Here is a 20,486-nt window from a genome sequence, read left to right as displayed (position 1 = left end):
CGGCGTCGCGTCGCCCGAGAACCCGTTCGGCGCCGGGACGACGCCCGTCGCACACCCCACGGATTCGCCGAGGAGCCATGTAACGAGAGCCATGGCCGCCGGAGGGCGCGGTCACTTCGTGTCGGGCGTGCGGGTCTCGGAGCGGGACCCGGGGAACTTCCCATTGAGGATGCGGTTGAGCACCGCCGAGAAGGCCAGCGACAGAGCGAAGGCCGCGATGAGTCGGATGAGGAAGTTGTCGATCCACGCCGTGGCCAGGATGACCACGAAGAAGAGCACGAAAGTTCCGAGAATCGTCCATCCGTCCCGTGTCACCATGACCCCAGTACACCAGGGCCGTCGGGGGTTCGGCCACCCGCCACCTCCGCGATGTCACGACTCAGCCGCGCTGATGCAGCTCCCACGCCAGGTCGAGCAGCTCACCCGCGGAGTCGTCCCACGTGTGCGCGCGTATCCGGCGCAGCCCCGCGGTGACGCGCTCGCGGGCGAGTTCCGGGTCGGTGAGCTCGCGCACGCGGGCGGCGAACGCGGCGTCGTCGTTGGCGGGGGCGTAGCCGGCGGCGTCCCCGGCGACCTCGTGGAAGATGGGCAGGTCCGAGCACACGACGGGCGCGCCCTGCGCGAAGGCCTCCACGAGTGGCAAGCCGTACCCCTCGGCGCGGGACGCGGTCACGAGCGCTGCGCAGGTCGACAGGAGCTCGCGGTATTCGTCCTCGCCGACCCCGCGGTGGAAGACCACGCGCGCGCCCTCGGGGATCTGCCCGCGCAGCTGCGCCTCGCGCGCCGGCGAGATTCGGGACAGCAGGTGCAGCGTGTACCCGGGCAGGTGGGCCATCGCGCGCAACAGCGTCTCCACGTTCTTGTACGGCAGGAACGAGCCCATGTAGACCAGGTCCCGCCCGCGCTCGCCGAGCCGCCGCACGGCGGTCTCCTCGGGGATCCCGGACGACGGCGCCGCGTTGGCGATCACGCGCACGTCCCGTTTCGTGAGCCGATGCGCGAGGATCTCCCGCTTCGACGTCTGCGAGACGGTCGCGACGGCGTCCGCGCGGTTGAGTGTGAGCCGTTGGGGCCACCAGGCCTTGTGGTACGCGCGCCAGCCCCACTGCACCGGCAGCGGGAGATCGCCCGGGGGCTGCGGGTGCTCGTAGTAGATCAGGTCGTGCAGCGTGAGGATCAGCTGGTGGCGGCGCCCGAGCGAGCCCATGGTCTGCATGGGGGAGAACACGACGTCGGGCGCGTACCGGCTCAGCAGCGCGCCCGTGAGCACCTCGGCCGGGGACGTCACGGACGGGCCCAGCAGCGTGGGCAGACCGTCGGGGATCAGGGCAGCCTGGGCGGGATCGCTGATCAGCGCGGCGAGCCGCACCCGAGGATCGGAGGCGACCGCGCGAGCCGTGGCGGCGAGCAGTTCGGCGCTGTAGCGGCTGATCCCGTCGTGGTGATCGGTGCGGATGTAGCGGGCGTCGAAGAGCAGCTTCACCGGTCGTCTGTCCCGTAGAGTCCGCGCGCGGTGGCCTCCTTGGTGAGCTGATGCTCCCCGGAGCCGGGGTCCACCGCGGGGATCATCCCGGTGAGTTGGTCCGGGGTGGAGGCGGTCGTGTCCGCGTGGGGCAACTGGTCGTAGCCCTCGAGGGGGTCCGGCGCGGGGGAGGCCAGGAAGTCCTCGATGTAGTCCGCCGCGAGCTGGGGGGTCTCGTAGTGGATCAGGTGACCCACCCCGGGGATGATCTTGAGGCTGTGGCTGCGGATCCACGAGGCCATGGTGCGCTGCGAGCGCACGGAGCCCAGCTCGTCCTGGTCACCCACGATGAGCAGGGTGGGCATGGTCAGGTTCATCGCGACCTCCGCGACGGTGTGGGAGATCGACGCCTGATACGCCTCGGTGAGCACGTCCCGGTCGGCGAAGGTGTTGAAGTAGGCCTGGTGCTGGCGCAGCGCGTAGTTGCGGATCTCCGGGTCCTCGGACTTGACCATCACGTCCGTCATGAGTTTCACGACGGCGTTCGAGGCCAGCAGTTTGGTGCCCAACCGTCGCGGGAGGGACGCACCCGCCGAGTAGTAGAGCTCCGTGAGCTTGGTCAGCCGCTTCTGCTGTCCCGCCAGGGCGGGTTCGGAAATGGGGTTGAGCAGGATCAACCGCTCCACCATGGCGGGGTACTCCACGGCGAAGTGCGCGGCCAGGGTCGACCCGAAGGAGTGCCCCGCGAGCACGATGCCCGTCTCGCAACCGGGATGGACGGCGTTATCGGTCAGTGCCTCGAGGAACTCGCGCACGAACTCCACGTAGCCGGGCACCGAGTGTTCCCGGTCCGGGAAGGGCTCCGAGCGCCCGAAACCGGGCAGGTCCGGGAGCACCACGTGGTACTTCTCGCGCAGGGCGGTCGCGATCAGCTGCAGACCGTGGTGGTCCCCGCGGAAGCCGTGGAGCATCACGAGCAACGGTTTGTGCTTCTTGTCCGCGTCGTAGAACCAGTAGCGCACGCGGTACCCGTCCAATTGCACGCTGCGGCGTTCGGCGTAGGTGTTCTCCACGGGTCCTCCAGTCGTGCGGCGTCGGCGCATCCATGCTAGCCGGGAGAGGCGCGGTGGCGGGCTGGTCTAAACTGGGAGAAATCCCCACACGAGAACGGGGGACCAGGCTGTCACCGCGCCGGTACCGGGGCGAGCGAGCATCCCCGGCCCATCCCCGTGAACTTTGAAGGCGAGGCACGTGAGCGAGCACAGCACCCCGGAGGCGGGCACGGACTACGACGTCCAGCGCATCGAGGCCACCTGGTCCGGCTACTGGGAGGACAACCGGGTCTTCGCGCCCCGGGACGACGGTTCCGCTCCGCGGCGTTACGTCCTGGACATGTTCCCCTACCCCTCGGGGGACCTGCACATGGGCCACGCGGAGGCCTTCGCCATGGGGGACGTGGTCTCCCGCTACTGGCTGCACCGCGGGTACGATGTGATGCACCCGATCGGCTGGGACTCCTTCGGCCTACCGGCGGAGAACGCCGCCATCAAGCGTGACGCCCACCCCGCCGAGTGGACCTACCGCAACATCGACACCCAGCGCGCCTCGTTCAAGCGCTACGCGATCAGCGTGGACTGGGACCGGGAGATCCACACGTCCGACCCCGAGTACTACCGCTGGACGCAGTGGCTGTTCCTGCAGTTCTACAAGCACGGGTTGGCGTACCGGAAGGACTCCCCGGTCAACTGGTGCCCCAAGGACCAGACGGTGCTCGCCAACGAGCAAGTGGTCAACGGAGCGTGCGAACGCTGCCACACCCCCGTGACCAAGAAGTCCCTGAACCAGTGGTACTTCAAGATCACCGACTACGCCCAGCGCCTGCTGGACGACATGGGCGAGCTGGAGGGCCACTGGCCCGAGCGCGTGCTGGCCATGCAGCGCAACTGGATCGGACGCTCCGAGGGCGCGCACGTGAAGTTCGTGATCGAGGGCGCCCCCGCCGAGGGCGCGGACCCCGAGGACACCTCCGGGCGTACCGTCACCGTGTTCACGACCCGCCCGGACACCCTCCACGGCGCCACGTTCTGCGTGGTCGCCGCGGACGCCGCCATCGCCCAGGAGATCGTGGCACCCGAACACGCCGACGCGCTCGCCGCGTACCGGGAGGACGTCAAGGCCCTGTCGGACATCGAACGCCAGGCCTCCGACCGGGAGAAGACCGGTGTGTTCCTGGGCCGCTACGCGGTCAACCCCCTCACGGGCGAGAAGCTGCCGGTGTGGGCCTCGGACTACGTCCTGGCTGATTACGGCACCGGCGTGATCATGGCGGTGCCCGCCCACGACCAACGGGACCTGGACTTCGCCCGGGCCTTCGACCTGCCCGTGCGCGCGGTCCTGGACACCGGCGAGGAGGACCCCGCGAGCACGGGGGTCGCCACCACCGGTGACGGCACCCTGATCAACTCCGGACCGCTGAATGGGCTGTCCAAGGCGGAGGCGGTGGCCAAGGCCATCGAGATCGTCACTGAGGCCGGGACCGGCGAGCATCACGTGAACTTCCGACTGCGGGACTGGTTGCTGTCCCGGCAGCGGTTCTGGGGTGCACCGATTCCCATCGTGCACTGCCCCTCGTGCGGCGAGGTGCCCGTACCCGAGGACCAGCTGCCCGTGCGGCTGCCCGAGGACCTGCGCGGTGAGCAACTCGCGCCCAAGGGCAGGAGCCCGCTCGCAGCGGCGTCGGACTGGGTCACCGTGGCGTGCCCCGCGTGCGGCGGGCAGGCCACGCGCGACACCGACACCATGGACACGTTCGTGGACTCCTCGTGGTACTACCTGCGCTACGCGTCCCCGCACGACGACGCTGCGCCGTTCGACCGTGCCGAGGTGGACCGGTGGCTGCCCGTGGACCAGTACGTGGGCGGTGTGGAGCACGCGATCCTGCACCTGCTGTACTCGCGGTTCTTCACCAAGGCGCTCTACGACTTCGGGTTGATCGGGTTCCAGGAGCCGTTCAAGGCGCTGCTGAACCAAGGTCAGGTCCTCAACGGGGGCAAGGCCATGTCCAAGTCCTTGGGCAACGGCGTGGACCTGGGTGAGCAGCTGAACGAGTTCGGCGTGGACGCCGTGCGCCTGACCATGGTCTTCGCGTCACCGCCCGAGGACGACGTGGACTGGGCGGACGTGTCCCCGCAGGGCGCCCAGAAGTTCCTGGCCCGCGCGTGGCGCCTCGCGAAGGACTGCACGGCCGCCCGGGACGCGGACGTGACCACCGGGGACCAGGCGCTGCGCCGTGCGACCCACAAGACGGTCGCGGACGCCGAACAGCTGCTCGACGCGCACAAGTTCAACGTGGTGATCGCCCGGACCATGGAGCTCGTGAACACCGTGCGCAAGGCCATCGACGCGGGCTGCGGTCCGGCCGATCCCGCCGTGCGCGAGGCCACCGAGGCCGTGGCGATCCTGCTGAGCCTCGTGGCGCCGTACACCTCCGAGGACATGTGGCACCTGCTCGGGCACGAGGACTCCGTGGTGCGCGCCCCGTGGCCCACCGTGGACCCCGCGCTGCTCGTGGAGGACACCGTCACCGCGATCGTGCAGATCAAGGGCAAGGTCCGTGACCGGTTGCAGGTCCCCGCGGACATCACCGACGAGGACCTCGAGGCCGCGGCCATGGGATCGGAGGCCGTCCAGCGCCTGCTGTCCGAGGCCACGGTGCGCAAGGTCATCGTGCGCGCCCCCAAGCTCGTGAACATCGTGGTCTGATGTTCCCCCGCGAGCCCCGGAGCCCGTCCCCCCGTTCCACCGAGCGGGAGGGCGGGCTCCGCCCGTTCGGAGATGCGGCCTCTATTCCTGTCGGCGCGCCGTCAGAGCCTCCGTCCGCCTCCGCGTCCTCGGTCGACGCCGCCGCGCCGCCCCGCGTCGCCGTCGTCACCGACAGTGCCGCCGCCCTGCCCGATGCGTGGCTCCGCGCGTTCGAGGACGCACCGGGCTTCGCGCTCGTGGACATGCCCGTGCTGATCTCCGGTCAGCTCTACACCGCCGACGAGTCCGACACGCTGTCCTCGCTCGTCGTCGCGCTCGCGGAGGGCACACCCGTGACCACGTCCCGGCCGGCCCCGGGGCAGCTGCGTGCCGCGTACCGGCGGTTCGAGGAGGAGGGGTACGACGCCATCGTCTCGGTGCACCTGTCGGGGGAGCTGTCCGGGACGGTGGGCGCCGCCCGGATTGCTCGCCAGGACATCGGGATCCCCGTGCGAATCGTCGACACCGCGAGCGCCGGTCTGGGGCAGGGTCTGGGGGTGCGCGCGGCACTACGGGCAGTGGCGTCGGGGGCGGGGATCGACGACGTCGCTGCGGCCGCCTGTGAGACCGCCGCCCAGGCACAGGTACTGATTCAGGTGCGCTCGCTGGAAACCCTGCGCCGGGGTGGACGGGTGAATCCGACCACGGCGATGGTCGGTTCCATGTTCCAGCTCAAACCGCTGCTGAGCATGGCCGAAGGCAAGATCGTGACCGTGGAGCGGCCGGTGTCCTTGCCGCGGGCTAAGGCGCGGTTCATGCTGCTGGCGGGGGAGGCTCTGGCCCACGCAGAGACCGACCGGCCGGTGTTATGTATTCACCACGTCGCGGACCCGCACGGGGCGCGCGAGATCGGTGAGGTGCTCATGGATCGCTACCGCCCGGACGCGGAGCTCGTGATCAGTGACCTGCCCCCGGTGCTCAGCGCGCACGTGGGGCTCGGAACGAAGGCCGCGGTGATCGAGGGCCCCACGTCCCGGCCCGTGTGGCACGGCGGGCGGGCTGCACAACCGCACCCCTGATCCGCGTGTTGCCCGAGTAATCCACCGGTGGCGTCGCGCACCCACGAGCCCTGTCGCCAGTGCGGTGGGGTGGGCGCATGAGTGGAATCGATTTCAGGGGACGGCGCCGGTTCCGGGACAGTGAGGCCACGGAGCGGTTGACGGCGCTCTTGCGGGAAGACCGGCAGTCGGGTGCGGGGCTGCCATGGGCGGAGCCAGGGCCTGATCGGAATGGTGATGTGGCCGGCCGTGGTGCGACGGGTCGCCGTGCTGCTGGCCATGATGAAGAGGGCGCCGACCTGGCTCCGGACGGTGGTGCGGAACCGGCCGACGACGCCGCCGATGGTGCCACCGGTCCGTCGCTCAGTGCAGACCCGGTGTCCGAGCACTCCCGGCATCGCGAGGACGTCGTGGTCCGTCGGCACATTGCTCGCCCCGCGCTAGTAGCACTGTGCGCCGTGCTGTTGGTGGCCCTCGGGATCGGGGGCTGGAACCTGCTCCCCGATGGACAGGGGGACGACGTCGTCACGTCCACTTCCGTGAAATCGGAGGGCGCCGTCGCCGGTACGGATGGCGCGGGGGCAGATGAGGGTTCCGACCGCGCTGACGCCGCCCGTGAGGGCACTGAAGCCACCGGCCGGGACGACACAGTACCTCACGGGGTGTCCGGATCCGCGACGTCCTCAGGGCTCGTCGGGGGAGCCGGAGCCGGTTCAGCGGGCGGCGGTACCGCCTCCGCCGAAGCAGCCGGGGTGCTCACGGTCCACGTGATCGGGGAGGTCAAGGACCCATCCGTGGTGACGCTGTCCCCGGGTGCGCGCGTCATGGATGCGGTGGCGGCAGCCGGTGGATTCACGAAGGGTGCGGTGAAGGACCGGATCAACCTGGCGCAGCCCGTGAGCGACGGCGCCCAGATCACGATTCCCAATGCGGAGAACGTCGATCGGGTGGCCGAGGCTGCCGCGCAGGGCGGTTCCGTGAATGGCGCCGGGACCGGTGCCCCGGCCGAGGGAGCAGCGAACAGCGCCAGCATTAAGACTGGAGTGAGCGGTAGTGCTTCCGTGAGCGGTAGTGCTTCCGAGGGTGGCGCGGCCACGGGAGGTTCATCGTCCGGATCAGGCGCTGCGGCTAAGGCGGGTGGTGCGGCCGCCCTGCCCGGCGGCGCCCCGGTCAACCTCAACACGGCCTCGCAAGCGGAGCTCGAGACCCTACCTCGCGTGGGACCGGTCCTCGCACAGCGGATCGTGGAGTTCCGCACCCAGCACGGCCCGTTCACCTCCGCGGAACAGCTCGACGACGTCAGCGGGGTGGGTCCCGCCATGCTGGAGGCACTGCTACCACTGGTCACGGTGTGAGCGTGCGATGGGACCTGCGCCTGGTCCCGGTTGCCATCACCGCGTGGGTGTGCGGATCGCTGACACTACTTGCCGGGTGGACCGTGGGGGCCGTGGGGGCTCTCGGCTGCGTGCTGGTCTTCGGCCTCGCGTGGTGCGCACCCGCTCTTCTCGACCGGTCTCGCATCCGGCGGGCGAACCGCGGGCCACGAGGGAAGGCGCCCGCCTCGGCACAACGCAGCCGTCCGCCGGCCGGGCAGCCGAGCCGCGCGCGATCCTGGACGCATGCATCGGACGCGCACGGGGGTTCCTCCTCCCATGGATGCCCGCGGCCATCATCCAGCGAGTCCCGCGCCCGGATGAGGTCCCTCCTGCCCAGCCTGGCCGTTCTGGCGGGGGTCGTGGCGCTGAGTGCCGCCGCGGCCATCACGACGGCGCTCGCCGCCACCGCACCGTCCCGCGACTTCCTGACCGAGCATCCTCCCGGTTCCGCGGTCCGCGTCAACGCCACGGTCACCGGGATGCCCCACGAATACACGGGCTCACCGGCGCCAGGGGAGCAGGAGGCATCGCGCGGCGTCGTCGTACCCCTGGCCGTCCACGCCGCGGACGGGAAGGCCGCAACCGCCGAACTCACGGTGTTCGCCGCCCACCCCGGGTGGGACGGCCTGCGCGACGGGGACACCGTCAACGCTGTGGTGAACGTGACGCGCACCGCGAACCCGGCGCGGCTCACTGCCCGGGCCACCTCCCCACCCACCGGATGCGATCACGGCTGCCGGGGAGCCCGGCCCGGACTGCTGGACACCGTGCGCGCGAACCTGACCCGGGTGTCCGGACGGTTCGGTGCAGTGAGCGCCGGGTTGGTCCCCGGCATGACCGTGGGAGACACCTCCCAGCTGCCCGAGGCGCTGGCGCAGAGCATGAAGGACACCGGACTGACCCACCTCACGGCCGTCTCCGGCTCCAATTGCACCGTGGTGATGACCCTGACCGGGTACGCCGCCCTGACCCTGGGCGCTGGGCGGCGACTGTGCGTGGGTATCGGGCTCGCCGCACTCGCCGGGTTCGTGCTGCTCGTGGGCCCCGACCCCTCCGTCCTGCGCGCCGGCGTCATGGGTGCACTCGGCGGGGCCGCCATGCTCAGCGGCCGCGCCGGCGTCAGCCTCAATGCCCTGTGCGCCGCCGTCACCGGCCTGGTGCTCGTACAACCGCCCCTCGCCATCGATTTCGGCTTCATCCTCTCCGTCCTCGCGACCGCCGGCATCGTCGTGAGCGCCCGCCCCGTGACCCGCGTCCTCGCCTCCCGGATCCCCACAGCGCTCGCCGCGTGCATAGCCGTGCCCCTCGTCGCCCAACTGTGGTGCGGGCCCGCCCTGCTCGTGCTCAACCCCGCTCTGCCCCTGTACTCGTTGCCCGCCAACATGGCCGCCGCCCCTCTCGTTCCCGTGGTCACCGTCGCCGGTCTGCTTGCAGTATGCGTCCTGCTCGCGGGGCACCTGGCCTCACCCGCTCTGAGCTGGCTGCTCCCCGGCGCCCACGACGCCGCGGCGCTCGCCGGCTGGGAGCGCGCCGCCTCCCTGCCCGTGGGCGCCGCCTCGGTTCCCGCGCGGGTCATTGCGTGGCTCGCGGACGGTTTCGCCGCCCTGCCCGGCGCGCAGCTGCCCTGGCCGGGCGGTGTCCCGGGGATTGTCATCCTCACCGCGGTCACACTGCTGTTCCTCGGCGTCCTGCACGGGGTGGACCACCGCCTGCGTCAGGCATCACCCATCGCGGGCACGGTCGACGCCTCATCGGCCCCGCCGCCCGAGCCCGATGCCGTATGGCGCGTTCGCGCGCGCAGGCTACGGATACGACGTCGCGCGCTCGCGGTGATCGCGTCCCTCGCGGTGGTCGTGTTGGTCGTCCTGGGTGCGGTGTGGTGGTTCCGACCGGCGCCCGCGTGGGAGTCCGTGGTGTGCGACGTCGGGCAGGGAGATGCCGTGCTGCACCGCACCGGGGAGCACAGCGCGGTGCTCGTGGATGGCGGGCCCGACCCCAGGGCTCTGCGTCGCTGTCTCGACCAGGCGGGCATCACGCACCTGGACGCGGTGATCGCCACGCACAACCACGACGACCACGTGGCCGGCCTGGAGGGGCTCTCCGATGCGGTGGATGTGGAGCGGGTGTGGTACTCCACGGCCGGGACGGAGCTACCACGCGAACTGGCACCGCTCGCGGAGAAGGCCGAGCAGCCTGCGCCCGGGGCACGACTAACCGCCGGACCGCTCACGGTCGAGGTACTCGCCCCGCGGGTCACGCCTACTGCAACGGGCGGAACCCCGCGCGCTCCCGTGCACAGCCGGGTGAGTTCGGAGGACGAGAACAATGCGTCCCTCGTCCTGCTCATCACCCGCACCGCTGACCAGGGGACCACCACCTGGTTGACCGCGGGGGACCTCGAAGCCGATGGGTACCGAGCGGCCACCAGGCTCCTGCCAACAGCAGCCGCCCCACACGTAGATGTGTTGAAGGTCTCCCACCACGGCGCGCGCAACGGTGGGACCGACATCATCAGGGACTCAGATCCCGCCCTGGCGGTGATCTCGGTGGGGGAGGGCAACAGCTACGGCCATCCCCACCCCGCAACAGTGGCGGCCCTACAGGAGACTGGGGCGGCGGTGGCGCGCACGGACCTCAGCGGTTCGTTGTGGATCCGTAAGGAAGGCAATCAGCTCGTGGTCTCGACACGGTGACCGCGCATCAAGCCACTGGGTGCACCGGGTTCGTCGCGTGTGGCTCACGTTTCTTGTTCCGATGCCTCACCCGTCCACACCGGGCCACGGCATGTCCCCGCCCGGCGCTAGCATGAGGACCACAGCGGCGCCCTCCCATGCCGCGCGCACCTGAGGAGTTCCGATGCCCCCAGCCCGTCGCAAGGCCGCCGCGCCGCCGCAGACCTCGTGGCGGGACGTCACCCCGCAGCCGCTCGTGCTGGCCTCCGGTTCCGACGAGTACATCCTGCAGCGCATCAAGGACTCCCTGCGGGACCAGACCCGGGAGCAACGCGGGTCGTGCGAGGTCACGGACATCTCCGCCGCCGACTACGAGAGCGGGAGCTTGGCCGTGGTCACGAGCCCCTCCCTATTCGACGATCCCAAACTCGTGTGCGTCCACGACCTCGCGAGCATGCACGAGAACCTCCTCGCGGACGGCCTGTCGTACGTGGCCAATCCGGACCCGGACGTGACCGTGCTGTGGCAGCACTCGGGGGGTAACCGCGGCAAGAAACTACTGGACGCTCTCAAGGAGTCGGCGCTCGTCCTCGATTGCACGCCGCCCAAATCGGACCGCGACAAGACGGCCTTCGTCCTGGCCGAGTTCCGCGCGCACGGCAAACGCATCGAGCCGGACGCCGCCCGCGCCCTTGCCGCGGCCGTGGGCACGAGCACCGCGGAGCTCGCCGCCGCGTGCGCGCAGTTGATCGCGGACGGCCCGCTCACGGTGGATCACGACCTCGTGGAGAAGTACTACGGCGGGCGCGTGGAGGTCACCGCGTTCCGCGTCGCGGACGCCGCGGTGGCCGGTAACGCGGATCAGGCACTGAAGCTGTGGCGGCAAGCCGTGGACGTGGGAGTGGACCCGGTCCCCATGGTCGCCGCGCTGGGCTCCAAGATGCGGTTGATCGCGCTGACCGCGGGATCCCGCGGGGGAGCGGGAGCACTTGCGCGGGACGTGGGCGCGGCACCGTGGCAAGTGGAGCGCGCGCAGAACGAGGCCCGCCGGTTCACCGCCGGGGACGTGGCCGCCGCCTTGCAGGCCGTGGCCGAGGCCGACGCCCAGGTCAAGGGTGCGTCCCGGTCCCCGTACTTCGCGGTGGAGCGGGCGATCACCGTGATCGCGACGTCCGGCCACCACTGAGGGGCCATCTCTGGGGGCCACCATTGCGATCCCGGAAGATCCGGGGAAAGACTGCGGGCCCGGCACCGAGAAACGGTGCCGGGCCCGCAGGCGTCCTGTGCGGACGGGGTCAGTCGATTCAGATCTTGGCGACCTTCTTGGCCAGACCGGACTTCTTGTTGGCCGCGGTGTTCTTGTGCAGCACACCCTTGGACACAGCCTTATCGAGCTTGCGGGACGCGTTGCGCAGCGTCTCGGTCGCAGCTTCCTTGTTGCCGGACTCGACCGCGGCGTCCACCTTGCGGATCAGGGTTTTGAGCTCGGACTTGTAAGAGTTGTTGCGCAGGCGAGCCTTCTCGTTGGTGAGGATGCGCTTCTTCTGCGACTTGATGTTGGCCACGTAAAACTCCTAGAACGTTTGCGGAAGTAGGTCAGTGAGGGCTCACGGATGATCATCGACTGAGTTGTGAGAGTGGGGATGCTCGGTGGCAACCATCCGCTGTGCCCGACGACCAGCGCGGACACACAGCGATCCACTTTAGCAGATCACCGGCCGTGACGCCGGTCAGTGGCGGGCGCGGGCGGCGAGCTCCGCGGCCACCCCGTCGAAGCGTGAGCGGGCGAGCACCGCGCCCTCCCGGCGCACGTCCTCGGGGCGCACGGGGATGATCCGATCGATCCGGGCCTCGGACGGGCGGCCCGAACGGTCCCAGTCTCCGGTTCCCACGTCCACGAAGTCGGGATCGTCGTGGGCCGCGGTGTCGTGGTCCTTGGAGGTGAGCATCACGCACAGCACGTACTCCCCGGCGCGGTCCACGATCAGCACGGGACGGTCCTTGCCGCGTGAGGGGTCCTCCTCGTAGGGGACCCAGGTCCACACGACCTCGCCCGGATCGGGGCGACCATCCGGGTGGGGGTCGTAGTGCGGGGTCACCGGCCCCGTCCAGTCACCGGGGTAGGGCCGGGAGGTGCCGGCGGGCGACGTCGTCGTCCCCGGAGCGGTGGGCGCGGCGGCCCGATCGCGGCGCGCGTGCCCGGAAGCGTCCCGGGGCAACGGCGCGCGGCCGGCGTCCCGCCGCCCGCGCAGGGTCCGCGAGACCCGCTGATACATCCGGTAGGCCCGCAGGCCCTGGCGCGCGAGGCGCATGAAGTCAGCCATGTGCTCATCGTAGGGGCAGCGGTTCGTCCGTTGCCGCGGAACGTGGGAAACTGGGGAGTCATCCGATCGAAAGGACCGCCCGTGTCACCGTTGGCCGTCAATCCACCGGCTCCCGCCTCGACCGACCCCTCGGTGATCAGGAACTTCTGCATCATCGCCCACATCGACCACGGCAAGTCCACCCTCGCGGACCGGATGCTGCAGGCCACGGGCGTGGTGACGCCCCGGCAGATGAAGGCCCAGTACCTGGACCGCATGGACATCGAACGCGAACGCGGGATCACCATCAAGTCCCAGGCGGTGCGGATGCCGTGGAACGTGGACGGCACGGACTACGCGCTGAACATGATCGACACGCCCGGGCACGTGGACTTCACGTACGAGGTCTCCCGGTCCCTGGCCGCGTGCGAGGCCACGATCCTGCTCGTGGACGCCGCCCAGGGGATCGAGGCGCAGACGCTGGCCAACCTGTACCTCGCGATCGAGAACGACCTCACGATCATCCCGGTGCTCAACAAGATCGACCTGCCGGCCGCGCAGCCGGAGAAGTACGCTACTGAACTCGCCAATCTGATCGGCGTGGAACCCGAGGACGTGCTCAAGGTCTCGGGCAAGACCGGTGAGGGCGTCGAGGAGCTGCTGGACACGATCGTGCGCCAGGTCCCGGCGCCTCAGGGGGTCAAGGACGCGCCGTCGCGTGCCATGATCTTCGACTCGGTGTACGACACCTACCGCGGCGTGGTGACCTATGTGCGCGTGGTGGACGGGACGCTGTCCCCGCGAGAGCGGATCCAGATGATGTCCACCGGGGCCACCCACGAGCTGCTCGAACTCGGTGTGATCTCCCCGGAGCCGGTGCCCTCGCAGGGGCTGAGTGTGGGGGAGGTGGGCTATCTGATCACGGGCGTGAAGGACGTCCGCCAGTCCCGCGTGGGTGACACGGTCACGAGCCAGACCAAGCCCGCGCAGCAGTCCCTGGGTGGGTACGAGGACCCCAAGCCCATGGTGTTCTCGGGGCTGTTCCCCGTGGAGGGTTCGGACTACCCCGTGCTGCGGGACGCCCTCGAGAAGCTCCAGCTCAACGACGCCGCCCTGGTGTACGAACCCGAGACCTCCGCCGCGTTGGGCTTCGGCTTCCGTTGCGGTTTCCTGGGGCTGTTGCACCTGGAGATCACCCGCGACCGGCTCGAACGCGAATTCAACCTGGACCTGATCTCCACCGCGCCGTCCGTGTCCTACAACGTGACGCTCGAGGACAACTCGGAGGAGCAGGTTACTAACCCGTCCGAGTTCCCGGAGGGGCGGATCCTGGAGATCCGCGAACCCATGGTCTCGGCCACCATCCTGGTGCCGTCCGAGTTCATCGGCGCGGTCATGGAACTGTGCCAGTCCAAGCGCGGTGAGATGAAGGGGATGGACTACCTCTCCGAGGACCGCGTGGAGCTGCGCTACCGGTTGCCGCTCGCGGAGATCGTCTTCGACTTCTTCGACCAGCTCAAGTCCAAGACCCGGGGCTACGCGTCCCTGGACTGGAAGGCGGACGGCGAGCAGGCCGCGGATCTCGTGAAGGTGGACATCCTCCTGCAGGGCGAGCAGGTGGACGCGTTCAGCGCGATCACCCACAAGGACAAGGCGTACTCGTACGGCGTGCTCATGACGGGCAAGCTGCAGAAGCTCATCCCGCGCCAGCAGTACGAGGTCCCCATCCAGGCCGCGATCGGTTCCCGGATCATCGCGCGCGAGAACATCCGCGCGATCCGTAAGGACGTGCTCTCCAAGTGCTACGGCGGTGACATCTCCCGTAAGCGCAAGCTGCTCGAGAAGCAGAAGGAGGGCAAGAAGCGCATGAAGATGGTGGGCCGCGTGGAGGTCCCCCAGGAGGCCTTCGTGGCCGCGCTGTCCTCGGACGAGGACAGCGGGAAGGACAAGAAGAAGTAATGCCCGCCCAACCGGAGGGTGATCCCGCACCCCGGGACGGCGCGCTCCCCGCGGCATCGGTCGCCCGCGCCACCGATCGCACCCTGAGCCTGTACGTCCACGTCCCGTTCTGCGCGGTGCGCTGCGGGTACTGCGACTTCAACACCTACACCATGGACCAGCTCGGGGACGGCGTCTCCCAGCGCGACTACCACGCCGACGCCGCCGCGGAGGTCCGCTTCGCCCGGTCCGTGCTCGACGCCGCCGGGGCACCGCCGCGCGCGCTACACAGCGTGTTCTTCGGCGGGGGTACGCCCACCCTTCTGCCCGCCTGGGAGCTCGCGCTCATGCTCGAGCAGGCCCGGGAGAGCTTCGGGCTGGCCCCGGACGCCGAGGTCACCGTGGAAGCCAACCCCGACTCGGTGAGCGAGGAGACGTTCGACGTGCTCGCCGCGGCCGGGGTTACCCGGGTGTCCTTCGGGATGCAGTCCGCGGTGCCCCACGTGCTGCGCGTGCTGGAACGCACGCACACGCCGGCGAACGTCCCGCGCGCCGTCGGCTGGGCCAAGGACCGCGGACTGGGCGCGAGCGTGGACCTGATCTACGGTACACCGGAGGAGAGCGTGGCCGACTGGCGCACCTCGTTGGAGGCCGCGCTGGCCATGGACCCCGACCACGTCTCCGCGTACTCCCTGATCATCGAGGACGGCACCAAGCTGGCCGCCCAGATCCGCCGCGGTGAGGTGCCGGACCTGGATCCGGACGACCAGGCGGAGAAGTACACGCTCGCGGACGCGCTGCTGCGCGAGGCCGGGTTCGAGTGGTACGAGGTGTCCAACTGGTCCCGCGCGGCCCACGGGCGCAGCGCGGTGCAGAACCGCAGCGTGCACAACCTCGCGTACTGGCGCAATCAGGACTGGTGGGGGATCGGCCCGGGGGCGCACTCACACAGTGACGGCGTGCGCTGGTGGAACCTCAAGCACCCGTTGCCGTACACGGCCGCCGTGCGCCGGGGTGACTCACCGGCCGTGGGCCGCGAGACCTTGGGTGGCGAGACGCAGTACGTGGAACACGTGATGCTCGGGATCAGGATCCGTGAGGGACTCCCGCTCGAGGGGCTGCGCCCGGAGGGGCGGCACGCGGTGGCCGGATTGATCGCCGACGGCTGGCTGGACGGCGCCGCCGCCCTCCGCGGGTCCGCGGTCCTCACGGACGCGGGGCGTCTGATGGCCGACGCCGTGACGCGCCGCTTGCTCGACTGGTGACCGTGTCAGGAGTTGCGGGCCGCGAACTTGTCGTAGAGGTGGGTGTTGAACCGGTACTGGTGCGGTTCGCCGCGGTTGACCTTCACGCCCGCGCGCACGGAGGTGATGGCCAGGAACAGCCAGGTCACGGCGGCGATGACCGAGAAGAGCCATCCGATGAACGGGATGAGTGAGAGCACGATGCCCGCGAGGATCACCAGGGTGGGCAGCATGGTGTAGTTGGCGGCTTCCCGGGATTCCTGAGCGGTGAAGGGACCGCGGTCCTTGAACACCCGGTGGATCATGTAGCTGGGCAGTACGCCCACCACGCCACCCAGGTGGGCGAGGGTGGCCCACTGCCGGTCCTGGGACACGTCCAGGGGTTGCGCCACGGGGGCCACGGACTCGAACGGAGTCTCGGCGGAGCGAGTGGAGGGGGAGGGAGCAGCGTCAGTCACGAGCGGGTGTGCCTTTCACGGGCGGTAGCCATCCGGGTCGGAGGACGCCGGTGCTCCCATCCTACGGTCGTTCCCGCGTGGCTCGCGCCGGACGACGACGCCAGGCGTCACCCACGCTGGTGGTCACCGCTAACGCGGGTCACCGAAGCCGTAGACCACCGGCTGCGAGCGCCGTCGACGTCGTGGGTCACCGCAGGTCAGGCGCAGCCCGGGTCAGGAATCGGCGGCGTCCGGGGCGGTGAGGAAGTCGATGAGCTCCTCCACGCGGCCCAGCAGGGCCGGTTCGAGGTCTGCGTACGTGTTCACTCGTGCAAGGATCGCCTGCCACGCCCGCCCCACGTCCTGGGGTGTGCGGTGCGGCAGGCCCAGCGCGCGTGCCATCCCGGTCTTCCAATCCACCCCGCGCGGGATCACGGGCCACTCCCGGATCCCCAGGGCGCTGGGCTTCACGGCCTGCCAGATGTCCACGTAGGGGTGTCCGAGGATGAGCACGTTGTCCCGGGCACCCGGGACCGCGAGCGCCTCCTGGGCGATCCTGGACTCCTTGGAGCCCGCGACCAGGTGGTCCACGAGGATCCCGAGCCGGCGCTGCGGGCCGGGGTGGAACTCGGCGATGGCTGAGGGGAGGTCGTCGATCCCGTGCAGGGGTTCCACCACGGTGCCCTCGACCGCGAGGTCGTGGCCCCACACCTTGGCCACGAGCTCGGCGTCGTGGTACCCCTCGACCCACACACGCGACTCCTTGGCCACGGACGCGCGCAGGTTCTCGACCTCGACCGACCCCGAACGCGTGATCCGGGGCTTGGCCGGGGCGCTGCGGGTCTCGGGCGGGCCCAGCCGCACGGGTTCGCCGTCCAGGAGGAAGCCCGGGCCCAGGGGGAAGGACTTCACGCGCCCGTGCCGGTCCTCCAGACCCACCACGCGCATCCCGCCGATGGTCTCCACGCCCACGACGGCGCCCACCCACCCGGTCTCCACGTCCTCGAGCACCATGTCCCGGGCCACGGGGACGTCCCGGGAGACGGGACCGGTGCGGGCGACGTCGGGACTGCCTAGGTCCCGGGGACCCCAGGACCAGCCGGATGCGTTCACGGGCGACTCCTCCACGTCGTGCCGCGGCGCGAGCGCGCCGCCGGGCAGGCGAATCAGCCGCGAGCGTATCAAAATCGGCCCCTGACCCACGGGCCCCGGACGGCCAGGATTAGCACTGTGAACTCTTGAGTGCCAGAATTGCCAGCAACGGGAGGTGAGACACATGGAGCATCCGCGCCGAGCGCAGATCCTGCGCGCCATCGTGGAGGACTACGTCCATTCGCGTGAACCCGTGGGGTCCAAGGCGCTCGTGGAACGCCACCGCCTACCCGTCTCCTCCGCCACGGTGCGCAACGACATGGCCGCCCTCGAGGAGGACGGGCTGATCGTGGCCCCGCACACGAGCTCGGGGCGGATCCCCACGGACCGAGGTTACCGCGAGTTCGTCAACCAGATCGCAGCTCTGGAGCCCCTCACCTCCGCCCAGCGCCGCGCGATCCAGGTGTTCATGGACGGCGCCCAGGACCTGGACGACATCATGGAGCGCACCGTGCGCCTGCTCGCCCAGCTCACCCACCAGGTGGCCGTGATCCAGTATCCCGTGCGCACCGGGATCACCGTGCGCCACGTGGAACTCGTGGACGTGGGAGACGCCCGCGTACTCGTGATCCTGATCCCCACCACCGGACGCGTGGCCCAACGCACCGTGGAACTGCCCGTCACCCTGACCGAGGCCCAGCTGCTGGAGCTGCGCGCCCACGTGCTCGCACGCCTGCTCGGCAGGCCCGTGGAAGACGTCCCCGACGCCGCCGTGACCCTGCCCCCGGCCCTGCCCGAGGAACTGCGCGACGCCGGGACCGCGGTGACCGGGGCGCTCGCGGTGCTCGCAGCGGTGTCGGACGAACACCGCCTGGTGATGGCCGGGACCGCGAACCTCGCGCGCTTCAGCGGGGACTTCCCGCAGAGCATCTCCCCGGTGCTCGAGGCGCTTGAGGAACAAGTGGCCATGCTGCGATTGTTGTCCGAGATGCAGCAGGACGAACGCGGGGTCGCGGTGCGCATCGGCTCCGACCACAGCGACGACCCCCTGGCGGAGGCGTCCGTGGTGGCCACGGGTTACGGTCCGCACGCCGCGTCCAAGGTGGGAGTCGTGGGGCCCACACGCATGGACTACCCCACGACCATGGCCTCCGTGCGCGCGGTGGCCCGCTACCTGTCCAAGAACCTGGGGGCTGAGCGCACGTGAGCGCCGCCCGCCCCGCTCGACCGTAGAACCGACGAAAGAAGAAACGACGACATCGTGAGCGATCACTACGAAACCCTCGGCGTGAGCCGGGACGCCAGCGCCGAAGAGATCAAGCGCGCCTACCGCAAGAAGGCCCGCAAACTTCACCCGGACGTGAACCCCTCACCCGAGGCCGCCGAGGAGTTCAAGCGCGTCTCCCACGCCAATGACGTCCTCTCCGACCCGGACAAACGCCGTGTCTACGACGCCACAGGCAACGAGAACGGCACGGACACCGGCTTCGGCGGGGGCTTCCCCGGAACGGGCTTCGGCTTCTCCGACATCTTCGAGACGTTCTTCCAGGGCGCGGGAGCCGGTGGCCAGCGCGGCCCCCAGTCCCGCACCCGCCAGGGCCAGGACGCCCTGATCAACGTGCGGATCTCCCTCAAGGACGCCGTGTTCGGCATGGAGAAGGACATCACGGTGGACACCGCCGTCGTGTGCCCCACGTGCCAGGGCACGTGCTGCCAGCCCGGCACGAGCCCCGTGACGTGTACCATGTGCCGCGGCTCCGGCCACATGCAGTACCAGCGCCAGTCCATCCTGGGCATGGTCACCACCCAGGCCCCGTGCTCCCAGTGCAACGGCTTCGGCACCGTGATCGAGAGCCCGTGCCACGAGTGCTACGGCGAGGGCCGCGTGCGCGACCGCCGCCCCCTGACCGTGAAGATCCCCGCCGGCATCCAGTCCGGCAACCGCATCCGCCTGGGCGGCCAGGGTGAGGCCGGCACCGCCGGCGGACCCAACGGCGACCTCTTCGTGGAACTGAAGGTGGACCCCGATCCCACCTTCCTCCGCGAGGGCGACGATCTCCACGCCCGCCTGCGTATCCCCATGACCGCCGCCGCGCTCGGCACCACCGTGAGCCTCGAGACGTTCGACGGCGCTCGCACGGTGGACGTCGATCCCGGTACCCAGTCCGGTGCGACCGTCACGCTCGACGACCTGGGTGTCACCCACCTGCGGGGCAAGGGCCGCGGGGACCTCAAGGTGCACTTCGAGGTGGAGACCCCCAAGGACCTCTCCTCCGAACAGCGCGAACTGCTCGAGCGACTCGCCGAGCTGCGCGGTGAGGAAGCGGCGGACGGCACGACCGTGAACACCAACCACTCCGGTGGGTTCTTCTCCCGGTTGCGGGACCGGTTCAACGACCTGTGACCAACCCCGTCTTCCACGTCCCCGCCGGGGACCTCTTCCGGGCGCACCCGGGGGAGGTCCTGGACGTCGTGGGTCCCGAGGCCAAGCACGCGGTGACCGTGCGGCGCCTGCGCGCGGGGGAGGCCCTGGACCTCGTGGACGGGCACGGCACCCGTGCGGTGTGCACGTTCGACTCCGGGGCCAAGGACCGGATGAGCGTGACCGTCCACGAGATCCACCACGACGCCGCGCAGCAGCCGGAGTTCACGCTGGTGCAGGCACTCGCCAAGGGGGACCGGGACCTGCAGGCCGCGGAGGCCGCCACGGAACTCGGGGTCTCCCGGGTGATCCCGTGGCAGGCGGAGCGCAGCATCGTGCGCGTCCACGCGGACCGCGCGGCCAAACTCATGGCCAAGTGGGACTCCACCCTGGCCGCGGCGGCCAAGCAGTCGCGGCGCGCCCGCTGGCCCGAACGCGGTGACTGGGTGGACACCGCGGGTCTGGCCCGGCTGATCGCTGCGGAACCCCAGATGCTGTGGCTCGTGCTGCATGAATCGGCGAGCCCACGTTGGTCCACCCCGGACGTGACCCGGTGGGGTGATCGGTCCCGGATCGCGGTGATCGTGGGCCCGGAGGGAGGGATCGGTGACGGAGAGCTCGAGGCGTTGTGCGCCGCCGGTGCTCAGCCGATGCGCCTGGGAACCACTGTCATGCGATCGTCCACCGCGGGACCCGCGGCACTGGCCGCGCTGCACGCGGTGCTCGGGCTCTGGGACTGAC

General features: G+C 70.2%; 17 protein-coding genes. 10 read left to right on the top strand and 7 right to left on the bottom strand.

Annotation, left to right across the window (positions count from 1 at the left end; all coding sequences use genetic code 11):
* Positions 1-111: 111 nt before the first annotated feature.
* The 3 genes from ACW9PK_RS13005 to ACW9PK_RS12995 form a co-directional block, all read right to left on the bottom strand.
* Entirely contained in the window at positions 112-279 is a 168-nt protein-coding gene (locus tag ACW9PK_RS13005; protein ID WP_457016173.1) for a hypothetical protein, read from the bottom strand.
* Between the two features lie 100 nt (positions 280-379).
* Complete coding sequence (locus ACW9PK_RS13000) at positions 380-1,483, bottom strand: glycosyltransferase family 4 protein (RefSeq protein ID WP_457016172.1); 1,104 nt, start codon at positions 1,481-1,483, stop codon at positions 380-382.
* Positions 1,480-2,535: an alpha/beta fold hydrolase gene (locus ACW9PK_RS12995; protein ID WP_457016171.1), complete on the bottom strand. Its 1,056-nt coding sequence runs from the start codon at positions 2,533-2,535 to the stop codon at positions 1,480-1,482. Before ACW9PK_RS12995 ends, ACW9PK_RS13000 begins: the two co-directional genes overlap by 4 nt.
* Positions 2,536-2,713: 178 nt before the next feature.
* Between ACW9PK_RS12995 and leuS the strand changes: the two genes are divergently transcribed.
* The 5 genes from leuS (at position 2,714) to holA (ending at position 11,495) form a co-directional block, all read left to right on the top strand.
* On the top strand, positions 2,714-5,224 hold the full coding sequence (gene leuS, locus ACW9PK_RS12990; RefSeq protein ID WP_457016170.1) for a leucine--tRNA ligase: 2,511 nt from the start codon (positions 2,714-2,716) through the stop codon (positions 5,222-5,224).
* Positions 5,224-6,282, top strand: a complete 1,059-nt coding sequence (locus ACW9PK_RS12985; protein WP_457016168.1) for a DegV family protein — start codon at positions 5,224-5,226, stop codon at positions 6,280-6,282. Before leuS ends, ACW9PK_RS12985 begins: the two co-directional genes overlap by 1 nt.
* A 356-nt stretch (positions 6,283-6,638) precedes the next feature.
* The gene (locus ACW9PK_RS12980) at positions 6,639-7,616 is read left to right on the top strand and encodes a helix-hairpin-helix domain-containing protein (protein ID WP_457016167.1); all 978 of its coding nucleotides are present in this window, start codon (positions 6,639-6,641) and stop codon (positions 7,614-7,616) included.
* A 338-nt stretch (positions 7,617-7,954) separates the two neighbouring features.
* Positions 7,955-10,330 carry a ComEC/Rec2 family competence protein gene (locus ACW9PK_RS12975; RefSeq protein ID WP_457016165.1) on the top strand — a complete coding sequence of 792 codons (2,376 nt, stop codon included), beginning with the start codon at positions 7,955-7,957 and terminating at the stop codon, positions 10,328-10,330.
* 163 nt (positions 10,331-10,493) lie between these two features.
* On the top strand, positions 10,494-11,495 hold the full coding sequence (gene holA, locus ACW9PK_RS12970; RefSeq protein ID WP_085106029.1) for a DNA polymerase III subunit delta: 1,002 nt from the start codon (positions 10,494-10,496) through the stop codon (positions 11,493-11,495).
* A gap of 118 nt (positions 11,496-11,613) precedes the next feature.
* On the opposite strand, the gene rpsT is transcribed toward holA, so the two are convergent.
* Together rpsT and ACW9PK_RS12960 are read right to left on the bottom strand one after the other, a co-directional pair.
* Positions 11,614-11,874: a 30S ribosomal protein S20 gene (rpsT, locus tag ACW9PK_RS12965; protein WP_035961892.1), complete on the bottom strand. Its 261-nt coding sequence runs from the start codon at positions 11,872-11,874 to the stop codon at positions 11,614-11,616.
* Between the two features lie 165 nt (positions 11,875-12,039).
* Positions 12,040-12,633: a type II toxin-antitoxin system PemK/MazF family toxin gene (locus ACW9PK_RS12960; RefSeq protein ID WP_368835278.1), complete on the bottom strand. Its 594-nt coding sequence runs from the start codon at positions 12,631-12,633 to the stop codon at positions 12,040-12,042.
* An 81-nt stretch (positions 12,634-12,714) separates the two neighbouring features.
* Between ACW9PK_RS12960 and lepA the strand changes: the two genes are divergently transcribed.
* Positions 12,715-14,571 carry a translation elongation factor 4 gene (gene lepA, locus ACW9PK_RS12955; protein WP_167318514.1) on the top strand — a complete coding sequence of 619 codons (1,857 nt, stop codon included), beginning with the start codon at positions 12,715-12,717 and terminating at the stop codon, positions 14,569-14,571.
* Positions 14,571-15,815, top strand: coding sequence for a radical SAM family heme chaperone HemW (gene hemW, locus ACW9PK_RS12950; protein ID WP_457016163.1), 1,245 nt, complete (start codon positions 14,571-14,573; stop codon positions 15,813-15,815). Before lepA ends, hemW begins: the two co-directional genes overlap by 1 nt.
* A gap of 5 nt (positions 15,816-15,820) precedes the next feature.
* Here the strand turns inward: hemW and ACW9PK_RS12945 are convergent, their stop codons facing one another.
* Both ACW9PK_RS12945 and ACW9PK_RS12940 read right to left on the bottom strand, forming a co-directional pair.
* Positions 15,821-16,252, bottom strand: coding sequence for a DUF4870 domain-containing protein (locus ACW9PK_RS12945; protein WP_239318428.1), 432 nt, complete (start codon positions 16,250-16,252; stop codon positions 15,821-15,823).
* Positions 16,253-16,465: 213 nt separating this feature from the next.
* Positions 16,466-17,344, bottom strand: a complete 879-nt coding sequence (locus tag ACW9PK_RS12940) for a DUF3097 family protein (protein WP_457016162.1) — start codon at positions 17,342-17,344, stop codon at positions 16,466-16,468.
* 163 nt (positions 17,345-17,507) lie between these two features.
* On the opposite strand from ACW9PK_RS12940, the gene hrcA reads away from it, so the two are divergent.
* The 3 genes from hrcA to ACW9PK_RS12925 are packed head-to-tail and all read left to right on the top strand — an operon-like array spanning position 17,508 to position 20,485.
* A complete protein-coding gene (gene hrcA, locus ACW9PK_RS12935) occupies positions 17,508-18,530 on the top strand; it encodes a heat-inducible transcriptional repressor HrcA (RefSeq protein ID WP_457016161.1) in 1,023 nt (340 codons plus the stop codon).
* Between the two features lie 54 nt (positions 18,531-18,584).
* Complete coding sequence (dnaJ, locus tag ACW9PK_RS12930) at positions 18,585-19,727, top strand: molecular chaperone DnaJ (protein ID WP_144996703.1); 1,143 nt, start codon at positions 18,585-18,587, stop codon at positions 19,725-19,727.
* Positions 19,724-20,485, top strand: a complete 762-nt coding sequence (locus tag ACW9PK_RS12925; protein ID WP_457016160.1) for a 16S rRNA (uracil(1498)-N(3))-methyltransferase — start codon at positions 19,724-19,726, stop codon at positions 20,483-20,485. Before dnaJ ends, ACW9PK_RS12925 begins: the two co-directional genes overlap by 4 nt.
* Position 20,486: the final 1 nt, after the last annotated feature.

Source organism: Kocuria sp. MNB10 (genome assembly GCF_054073685.1).
Note: the sequence above shows the minus strand (reverse complement) of the source record. Positions and strands in the feature narration are given on the sequence as shown.

Excerpts from the sequence above, each read along its gene's own strand:
- ACW9PK_RS12985 (WP_457016168.1), top strand. The coding sequence starts at position 5,224 with ATGTTCCCCCGCGAGCCCCGGAGCCCGTCCCCCCGTTCCACCGAGCGG.
- ACW9PK_RS12975 (WP_457016165.1), top strand. The coding sequence starts at position 7,955 with ATGAGGTCCCTCCTGCCCAGCCTGGCCGTTCTGGCGGGGGTCGTGGCG.
- holA (WP_085106029.1), top strand. The coding sequence starts at position 10,494 with ATGCCCCCAGCCCGTCGCAAGGCCGCCGCGCCGCCGCAGACCTCGTGG.
- ACW9PK_RS12960 (WP_368835278.1), bottom strand. The coding sequence starts at position 12,633 with ATGGCTGACTTCATGCGCCTCGCGCGCCAGGGCCTGCGGGCCTACCGG.
- hemW (WP_457016163.1), top strand. The coding sequence starts at position 14,571 with ATGCCCGCCCAACCGGAGGGTGATCCCGCACCCCGGGACGGCGCGCTC.
- hrcA (WP_457016161.1), top strand. The coding sequence starts at position 17,508 with ATGGAGCATCCGCGCCGAGCGCAGATCCTGCGCGCCATCGTGGAGGAC.